Raw genomic sequence first — 7,730 nt, 5'->3', positions numbered from 1 at the left:
TCACGCGCGGCGGCACGTAGTGCCTTTATGACAATTTCTGTCTGCTCGGCACAGGCTTCGGTCGCTTCCGGTGCCAGATCCATCGCGGGCGCGGGCTTATCCTCCCCTTGTGGCTGTGAGGCGGGGATGGCGCGGATATCATCGCAGATCCTCTTGCGCACGGCGCTGGTTTCCGGCTGGAACATCGCCAGCACGGACGCCCGGCTGATCATATCGCCCTCGGGCGTGGGAGTGGTGCTCATGCTAATCATCCCTCCTGAGGAAGTGCACGGTCGGATCTCCCTGAAACCCGTTCAGGAAGACAAACCATGAGAAGTCGGTTTTGCCGCCGCCGCGCTTGCCGCCCTCGGCGAGATGGCCCCCGGATGGGATCGAGGGGCGCGGCGTCAGGCGGTATTCCCGGTAGAACGGCAGCGACTCGATCCAGCGGCTGCGCTCGTCGGCGCTGATCCAGCCCGTGGGCAGCAGAACGGCGACCTTGCCGATAGTGCGGCGCAAAGCGATGCGCAGGAATTCATCTTCGGATCGAGCCATGGCATCGGGCGACGGCTTGTCGCGGCCAAGCTGGAGCCACGTCGCATAGGGCGGGTTTGAGACGATATTCGCGCAGGGCCAGGTGCCCGGCAGGTAATCGCCGGTGAAAAAGCACACGCCCGGCTGGACCAGATCTCGGGCGCCGCGGTCGCGCAGATCGAAACCTTCCGCCCGCAATCCCGCCGCGCGCGCGGCGCGCACAATGGTTCCGGTGCCAGCGCAGGGGTCGATAATCCCGCCCGGGAACGCCTCATCCTGAAACAGGCGCTCGGCGCACCATGCCGGTTCGCGATACCATGCGTCGGGATCTCGTGGCTTGCCCGATGTCGCCCGCTGGCTCATCGCACACACATCCCCGCAGCGCGCATCGCCGCCTTCGTCTCGCTGGCGCTCGCCTTCATTCCCTCGCGCAATGACCACTCCGCCAGCGTCATGCCGCGAAAGTTCCGGGGCCTCTTCGGCAATCCCCGGACCCGGGCGGCCTGTGAGACATTGGCGGGATGATTGCTGCGCCCGAGGGCACGCAGGATCTCGGCATTCGCCACGCCATCGATCCACAGCCTGCGGAAAAGCTCCTCGGCGCCCTGGCCGGAAAGCAAAGTGCCGGGGGTGCCAGCCGCGCCGGATTTGCGCCTCGGCAAGCCGAGTCGGCTGGCGTATATCGACACCGCTCGGTTGGAGACCCCCAGGACGGACCCGATCTTTTCCCGCGTGATCAGCGGGCGCGCGCACCAAAGCTGCGCGAAAACGGCCCTGACCTCGGGCGTATCCTTGATGCGGATTCCGCTCATGATCACCTCAGATAATCGTGCAGGCCGGGCGGGACCCGGCTCAGAAATGCGGACAGTTTTGGGGCGGGGCGTGCGGGCAGGATCTCGACCACCACCGAGCGCATGCCGGGCACCCAGACAGACCGGACGGACCGGACGTGTTTGCGGTTGTCGTCGGGGATGACGCCCGCCTTCACGAGCGCGTCTTGCGCCGCCTTCAGCGTGTTATCCCCGTCCATGTCCCCCACCCCCTTCTCCCCGGTGTAGAAGGTCATCTCGACGGGATCTGAAAATCTCGGAATGGGGTTCTGGGCGAGAAGGATCTTCGATGCCTCCTCCTGCCAGCGCCGGTATTCGCCAGTGGCAACCCGGCCCACACCCCGGACGTTGCGATAAAGGCTGTTCGTGCTGATCGCCTTGGGAAGAAGGATGTAGGCCGCTCCTGTCGCGCTCATGACCTGCCTCCACCGCCCATTGAAATGACGTTCGAAGTGACTGGATCAGGTGCAACAGGGCCATTTATGATCTCGTTCGCCATAGGTAGTGGCCATGGTATCATTCCGATAGCCCTGTCGGCGCTGCCGTGCGCCCACAACCTAGGCTTGCCAAGATCCTTATGGGGCTGCAGCCCGGACAGAATCCGGTCCACGGTTTCTGCGCGCCGCATGTCCCAGCCCAGCCGGTCGCCTAGGACGATGTTGCGTTTCAGGCTCTCGCAGAACTGCCGCATCAGCGAGGGCGAGGCGGTGGACATGGCCTCGGCCAGTTCCGTCATCGCGGCGCTGGGCAGGCCATAAGGGGCCAGATACCGCGCAAGGATGCGGTGGCGCTCGTCCGGGCCGGGCAGGGCCAGTTCGATCTGGATATCGAAGCGCCGCCAGATGGCCTGATCGATATCGGCCGATAAGTTTGTAGCGGCAATGATGATGCCATCGTGCTGCTCTATCCGCTGCAACAGCGTGTTGACCGAGGCGTTTCGTTCCTGCTGGGCGTCACGCGCTGATGCCTGGCGTTTCGGGGCCAGCGCATCGAATTCGTCTATGAATAGGATGCAAGGGCCTTCTTCCTTCGCGGCGGCGAACAACGAACCGATGTTCCGACCCGTCGAGCCAAGCCAGCAATCCACGATCGTCTCGGACCTGACCGCGAGCATCGGCAGGCCGAGCCGGGCGGCGAGGTGGTGCGCCAGCGTCGTCTTGCCGGTGCCGGGCGCACCGAAGAACAGCGCGCGACGGCGGGGCGACAGGCCAACATCCGCCAGATCATCAGCAGCCCAGATTTCGGTCAGCCATTCCAAGAGGGCGCTGCGCACCGGGCGGGCGAGGATGGGCTCCATCGCCTGAGCGGGCATCAGAACGTCGCCGAAATCGGACAGTGCAACGGGTGATGTTCGTGCCATCAGGCAGGCCCCATCCCATCGCCGCCATCTTCATGGCGCCACCCTTCATCCCAAAGTCGCCGTCGCTTGTCATCCCACGGGAACGGGTTGGCGATCACGGGCTCATCATCGCGCCGGGCCTGCCGCCCCAACTGGCGAGCCTCATCAAGCGTGCAGTCGGGAACATCGGCCCGCTTCGCCGCGTCCGCGCGCGAGGGGCGGTTGGCGCGAATGTCCGTCTGTTCCGCCTTCTGGGCCGGGCGATCAACCACTTCTTCGGCATGGGTGCCGTCGCGGTCACGCCAGATGCGCACCCGCGCGCCCTGGCCGACGCGGATGGTGATCTCGCCATCCTCCGGGGCCAGCAGCTTGAGGGCGTTGACCACGGCCTCCTGCGCCATGGCATCCCGGCTCATGCCTTGGATATGCCGGAACAGGGGCGTCTCCGACGACATGCCCATAGCCGCCGAATACATCTCGATCATTGCCTCGTTCTCCTGCCGCTCGGAAGGCGGGACAGAGCGCAGCTTGACGATCGCGCGTATGTATTTCGGATCGAAGCCGTCTGATTTCGCCTCGGCGAATACCAGCCTCTTGTCGTCGCGCAGCGCCTTCTCGTCCTCGGTCAGGCGCTCGATCCGCTCGACATAGGATCGCAGCTTCTCGCCCGAGACGGTATTACTGGTGCCGGTGGGTCCGAACGAAGGCCCATGATCATCCATGGCGGAATTCCTCATGATATGGATTGTGGGAAGCTGGGGGGCACATCCTGCGGGCCACCACGCCCCCCCGGTATGGCGTTCACCCGGGATGGAGGCCCCGTGCCCGCGATGTTCGGAAAAAGCCCCGACCGGGAAAACCGGCCGGGGGGAGTTGCGATGCGTGACCCGAGCAGTAAGAAGGCCACGCGAGGCAGCTTCGGCCCCACAGGTCGGGACCGAGGCATTCGGTTCAGCCGCCGAAAAGATCACCCTGCGCCGTGTCGCGCCGGATCTGATCGCCTGGCCGGGGATAGGTCTTGCGGTGCCAGCCCTGCGCCTCGGCCAGATGATCGACGCAGGCAAACACCGTGCCGCGATTCGGAGCGCCAGAGGGCGGGCCGAAGCCTTGGGCGCAGGGCTGGCCGCATCGGCCGCATTTTCGGGGGCGGGGCTGGGATGGGGCATGGGTCATGCCTCCCGCCCAGGGACAAGGCCAAGACAGCGGCGCCCCGCCGTGCCATCGTTCGGTCGGGCCGCGCCTTGCCCGCGCGACCCGATGCCCCCACTGCTTGAGGAAAGGACAGCGGGAACATGACCGATGCCGAGAAGATCGAATCCCTCGAAACCCGAATGATGATCGCCCATGCGCATATCGCGGCGCTCGAACACGCCATCTATGCGCTTGTTTCTGCGCTGCGCGAGATCGATCCCGAGAAGGCGACGGCGATGCCCCGGGCCCTCATGGGGTTTTCTGACGCCATGCGCGGCCAGTTCAGCGATCGCGAAATCAGCGCCGACATCAGCGACAGAATCGCCACGACCGCGCTGGCTATCATCCAGGCCGATTAGCCCTTCCGCGACTTCGCCGCGATGGCAAGGATCTGCCCCACAGTCAGGGTGTCGCGGAACCATTCGGCCAGCGCCGAGGCGATCTTCGGATCGTGCTTTTGCATGTTCGAAACTCCGGTTGAGAGGGAGGTGTGCCATCACGCCGCCTCCGTCAAAAACGCTTCCGCCCCGGGCACCGAGGAGATTGCAAAAGCCATCGCCCAGGCCTGCGGGCCGGTATATCCCTCCCACCAATGCCGTGCTGTGCGCTCATCCACCTCGAAAAAAACCGCCGTGTGCAGGGGCGAGCGGAAGTTCCGATGCAGGAATTCGCACCAGCGATCTGGGTAGGCCCTGCGAAAAGCCCGCGGGTCGCACGGGCGGCCTGCAAGCAGATCGGCAAGATTGCCCGGCTTCTTTTCCCGCCCGTTTCCGGGCGACTGGCGCTGATATGCCAGATAGATCCGACCCTCGACGCTCTGGAAGGAAGGAATGATCCGTGCCGACGCCGCGCTCATTGCGACACCTGCGATTTTTCTGGGGGGTTCTCGGCCATGTAGACAGAGAGTTTCTTCATGTCATCGTCCATCTTTTCGAGCTTCCTGCGCAGCCGGTCCATGAACCGGCTGTTGCCAAGAACCCTCACGCAGAGCGTGGATGGACTGATCCGGGCGCGCTCGCAGTAGGACGTGATCTCGCTGATGAAGGGGTCGATCTGTTGCATAGGGCCATAAATGGCCAAATGGCCAGATTAGTCAAGGCCAAATGGCCAATGGACGAATGGCCAATTTCTGGTGTGATAAGCAAATGATGAGGAAACCGTTTGCCACCCAGGTCGTTGAGGCCATGAAGGACAGGGGCATGTCCGCGATGGACCTGCACCGAGCCTCAGGCGTCAGCTACGACATCATCAACAAACTGAAGCAGCGCCCAGAGTCCACCACAAACGCCGAGGCAGGCAGGAAGCTCGCCGCGTCTCTCGGCCTTCAATGGGAAGATGGCCCCGAAGGCTCGGCCATCAGTGAGACCATCGCGACCGGGGACAACGGCCTCGTGCCGGTCTACGATGTAACCGCCAGTGCTGGTCACGGATCTGTGGTCGAAACCGAGTCGGTGATCTGCAATCTGGCATTCGACCGCACCTTCTTGCGCCGAATGACTGAGGCCGCACCGGGAGATCTGTCGATCATTCGAGTCAAGGGTCACAGCATGGAGCCAACGCTCCTCGATGATGATCATGTGCTCGTAGACCATACGAAGAAAAATCTATCGTGGGATGGAATGTTCGTCCTAAGGTTTGATGATGCCCTGCACGTCAAGCGGATCGGTCGCAGTGCAACCAGGGGAAATGTGATGGTGATCAGTGATCACGCGGCCTATCGCGATCTGGACATGCCAAAGTCAGAACTAAACGTGGTTGGCCGAGTCATATGGATAGGCAGACGAGTATAGGAAGAAAAATGAGATTATCTGTCGTTATCGCCGCTGTTTTGGCGGTGTCAGGTTGCGCCGCAACGTCCGTTACACCTGTCGCGCAGAACCGCATTCTAATCTCCACAAGTGCCGCTCCTGCATGTGGGCGCACGGGCGCCTCGAAGGTGGCAGCGAAAATGGCAGCTGTCGAGACTATCCGACGCGGGTATGAGCGCTTCATCATACTAGGGATGGGGGGATCCAGCGACGTATCCGTCATTCCCGGGCGCGTGACCGGCGCCCACACCAGCGCAAACGCCAGCATTTACGGGAACAACGCCTACGGAATGGCAACGACGACTTACACGTCGACACCTCCGATGATCATAGGAGGGCACGATTCCTCCCTTGATGTTCTGATGCTCAAGAAGGGTGATCGCAACTTCGGAGACGGCATCGACGCAAAGCGTGAACTCGGCGACAACTGGGCGAGCATCGTCAAGAATGGCATCCAAGCCTGCACGTAACCACCGAAATAACTGCGGTTTTTTCAGGGTCTGGCGATGATGCCGCGTGCGCTGATTTCAAAAAAAGGCATTACCCTCTGGGCCATCGCCTATCTGGTTTCATTCAATCCTGCACCAGCGCACGCCATCACGGATGCAGAGATCAGGCAGATGATGATCGAAGATTCGCTCTGGTCATACCCCGGCAACTGCCCATGCCCGGAAAACCGGGACAGCGCCGGACGGCGGTGCGGCAAGCGCAGCGCCTATAGCAAGCCTGGGGGATACGTGCCCCTGTGCTACCCGAGCGACATCAGTGAGCCCATGCTGGACGAATACGCGCGGCGAAAGGGTATTTCTAGGGACTGAGGTGCGCCACCGTCCCGTCAAGTGAGCCGAAGTGGCCAGATGGCCAAATTAGATATTGACAATTGGCCAGTTGGCCAATGATACTGAGGCCATCCCAACCAAGGATGGCCCACATGACCGATTCCTTCCCGACCAATGAAGAGCGTCACCGCGCCGCCGGTGACCGCATCCTGGCCCGCTATGGCCAGATCAACGACCACTCCCGCCTCTACTGGCAAAGGGCTGGCCGCGTCGGCCTCTTTATCCTCTTCGTCGCGCTCCTCGCCTCCGTCATGGCGAGCGCGATCCTGGGTGACGTGGTGGCCCGCACCGCCGAGACGGTGCATCAGGCCCAGGAAGAGGGGGGCTGGTGATGAAAAGCATCAGCGCCTACCGGGCCGAGGATGGCACCCTGCACGAAACGCACGATGGCGCGGCCGTCGCCGATCTGATGACCATGGGCTTCGGCATCGAGGGCGCCCGCAAGATCCTTGATCGGCGCACCGATATCGAGCGGCTGTTCCGGGAGGTTTCGGGCATCGGGTATATCCCGGCATACTACCCCGATCTGTCCGGCGCCGCCGCCGAAGGATCGGAGGCCGCGTGATGGGGCACCACAACCTTCCCGCCAGCTATGATGCGTGGCGCCTCAACCCGCCCTGGGACAGCCCTGCCATCCGTGATCACGTCACCGAAGCGGAATTCAGCCTCGGTCTCGAACTGGCCGAACTGCATGACATTCCTGCCGCCTGCGGTTTTTCCGTGAACGGCGCCGATCGCGTGACGCTGGAAACCGTGACGGTCGCGGGGAAGTGCTTCAGCGCCGAGGAAATCCGCGAATGGCTTGGCACCGCCCAGATTGATCGGCTGACCGCCGAAGGCCAGGCCCATTGGCTTGAGGAAGGCTGGATCGAGGCCGAGGCCGCCCGCGAAGGCGATCACGGCGACCGTCTTCGCGATCTCTTCGACTGCTGATCCGGCGGGTGCCTTCGGCCACCTGCCCCACCAAAACCACCACCCAAGGAGCTTTCCGTGTCCAAGCAATCGCTTAGCGTCAAAGTGGAATTCTACGATCAGGCCAGATACGACGAATGGCTTGCCTCCCAACCTGACTTCTCCCGGATCACGACCTTCTGGGCCGACAACCTGCCGGGCCTCACCGCCCTGCCGGACCTGCCCGCCGTGACGACCTTCCGGGCCTACAACCTGCCGGGCCTCACCGCCCTGCCGGACCTGCCCGCCGTGACGACCT

16 protein-coding genes are annotated in these 7,730 nt (G+C 63.0%); 8 read left to right on the top strand and 8 right to left on the bottom strand.

Features of this window, described 5'->3' with window-relative positions; all coding sequences use genetic code 11:
* From ABNX41_RS21195 to ABNX41_RS21170, 6 genes are all read right to left on the bottom strand, one after another.
* A partial coding sequence (locus ABNX41_RS21195) for a hypothetical protein (RefSeq protein WP_438671680.1) occupies positions 1–242 on the bottom strand: 242 nt, incomplete at its 3' end.
* Between the two features lies 1 nt (position 243).
* Positions 244–876 carry a hypothetical protein gene (locus ABNX41_RS21190; protein ID WP_438671679.1) on the bottom strand — a complete coding sequence of 211 codons (633 nt, stop codon included), beginning with the start codon at positions 874–876 and terminating at the stop codon, positions 244–246.
* Positions 873–1,325 carry a hypothetical protein gene (locus tag ABNX41_RS21185; RefSeq protein ID WP_438671678.1) on the bottom strand — a complete coding sequence of 151 codons (453 nt, stop codon included), beginning with the start codon at positions 1,323–1,325 and terminating at the stop codon, positions 873–875. Before ABNX41_RS21185 ends, ABNX41_RS21190 begins: the two co-directional genes overlap by 4 nt.
* Positions 1,326–1,327: 2 nt before the next feature.
* Positions 1,328–1,759 (bottom strand): RusA family crossover junction endodeoxyribonuclease, encoded by a 432-nt coding sequence (locus ABNX41_RS21180; protein WP_438671677.1) that lies wholly within the window; start codon positions 1,757–1,759, stop codon positions 1,328–1,330.
* On the bottom strand, positions 1,756–2,703 hold the full coding sequence (locus ABNX41_RS21175) for an AAA family ATPase (protein ID WP_438671676.1): 948 nt from the start codon (positions 2,701–2,703) through the stop codon (positions 1,756–1,758). Before ABNX41_RS21175 ends, ABNX41_RS21180 begins: the two co-directional genes overlap by 4 nt.
* Complete coding sequence (locus tag ABNX41_RS21170; protein ID WP_438671675.1) at positions 2,703–3,404, bottom strand: DUF2312 domain-containing protein; 702 nt, start codon at positions 3,402–3,404, stop codon at positions 2,703–2,705. The genes ABNX41_RS21175 and ABNX41_RS21170 overlap by 1 nt, the downstream gene beginning before the upstream one ends.
* A gap of 570 nt (positions 3,405–3,974) precedes the next feature.
* Between ABNX41_RS21170 and ABNX41_RS21165 the strand changes: the two genes are divergently transcribed.
* Positions 3,975–4,232, top strand: coding sequence for a hypothetical protein (locus ABNX41_RS21165; protein WP_438671674.1), 258 nt, complete (start codon positions 3,975–3,977; stop codon positions 4,230–4,232).
* Positions 4,233–4,369: 137 nt separating this feature from the next.
* Here ABNX41_RS21165 and ABNX41_RS21160 read toward each other — a convergent pair whose 3' ends face one another.
* Together ABNX41_RS21160 and ABNX41_RS21155 are read right to left on the bottom strand one after the other, a co-directional pair.
* Positions 4,370–4,729, bottom strand: a complete 360-nt coding sequence (locus tag ABNX41_RS21160) for a hypothetical protein (RefSeq protein WP_438671673.1) — start codon at positions 4,727–4,729, stop codon at positions 4,370–4,372.
* On the bottom strand, positions 4,726–4,935 hold the full coding sequence (locus tag ABNX41_RS21155; RefSeq protein ID WP_438671672.1) for a hypothetical protein: 210 nt from the start codon (positions 4,933–4,935) through the stop codon (positions 4,726–4,728). The genes ABNX41_RS21160 and ABNX41_RS21155 overlap by 4 nt, the downstream gene beginning before the upstream one ends.
* Positions 4,936–5,072: 137 nt before the next feature.
* Here ABNX41_RS21155 and ABNX41_RS21150 point away from each other — a divergent pair, with 137 nt between their 5' ends.
* The 7 genes from ABNX41_RS21150 to ABNX41_RS21120 all read left to right on the top strand — a co-directional run.
* Positions 5,073–5,663 (top strand): S24 family peptidase, encoded by a 591-nt coding sequence (locus tag ABNX41_RS21150; RefSeq protein ID WP_438671671.1) that lies wholly within the window; start codon positions 5,073–5,075, stop codon positions 5,661–5,663.
* Positions 5,664–5,821: 158 nt separating this feature from the next.
* Positions 5,822–6,151, top strand: a complete 330-nt coding sequence (locus ABNX41_RS21145; protein ID WP_438671670.1) for a hypothetical protein — start codon at positions 5,822–5,824, stop codon at positions 6,149–6,151.
* Positions 6,152–6,187: 36 nt separating this feature from the next.
* Complete coding sequence (locus tag ABNX41_RS21140) at positions 6,188–6,499, top strand: hypothetical protein (RefSeq protein WP_438671669.1); 312 nt, start codon at positions 6,188–6,190, stop codon at positions 6,497–6,499.
* A gap of 113 nt (positions 6,500–6,612) precedes the next feature.
* Positions 6,613–6,852 (top strand): hypothetical protein, encoded by a 240-nt coding sequence (locus ABNX41_RS21135; RefSeq protein ID WP_438671668.1) that lies wholly within the window; start codon positions 6,613–6,615, stop codon positions 6,850–6,852.
* The gene (locus ABNX41_RS21130; RefSeq protein ID WP_438671667.1) at positions 6,852–7,085 is read left to right on the top strand and encodes a hypothetical protein; all 234 of its coding nucleotides are present in this window, start codon (positions 6,852–6,854) and stop codon (positions 7,083–7,085) included. Before ABNX41_RS21135 ends, ABNX41_RS21130 begins: the two co-directional genes overlap by 1 nt.
* Complete coding sequence (locus ABNX41_RS21125) at positions 7,085–7,453, top strand: hypothetical protein (RefSeq protein ID WP_438671666.1); 369 nt, start codon at positions 7,085–7,087, stop codon at positions 7,451–7,453. Before ABNX41_RS21130 ends, ABNX41_RS21125 begins: the two co-directional genes overlap by 1 nt.
* Before the next feature lie 57 nt (positions 7,454–7,510).
* Positions 7,511–7,730 (top strand): hypothetical protein (locus ABNX41_RS21120; RefSeq protein WP_438671665.1); only part of this gene is annotated, 220 nt, incomplete at its 3' end.

The organism is Pseudogemmobacter sonorensis (assembly GCF_042762395.1).
Taxonomy (GTDB): Bacteria; Pseudomonadota; Alphaproteobacteria; order Rhodobacterales; family Rhodobacteraceae; genus Pseudogemmobacter; species Pseudogemmobacter sonorensis.
Note: the sequence above shows the minus strand (reverse complement) of the source record. Positions and strands in the feature narration are given on the sequence as shown.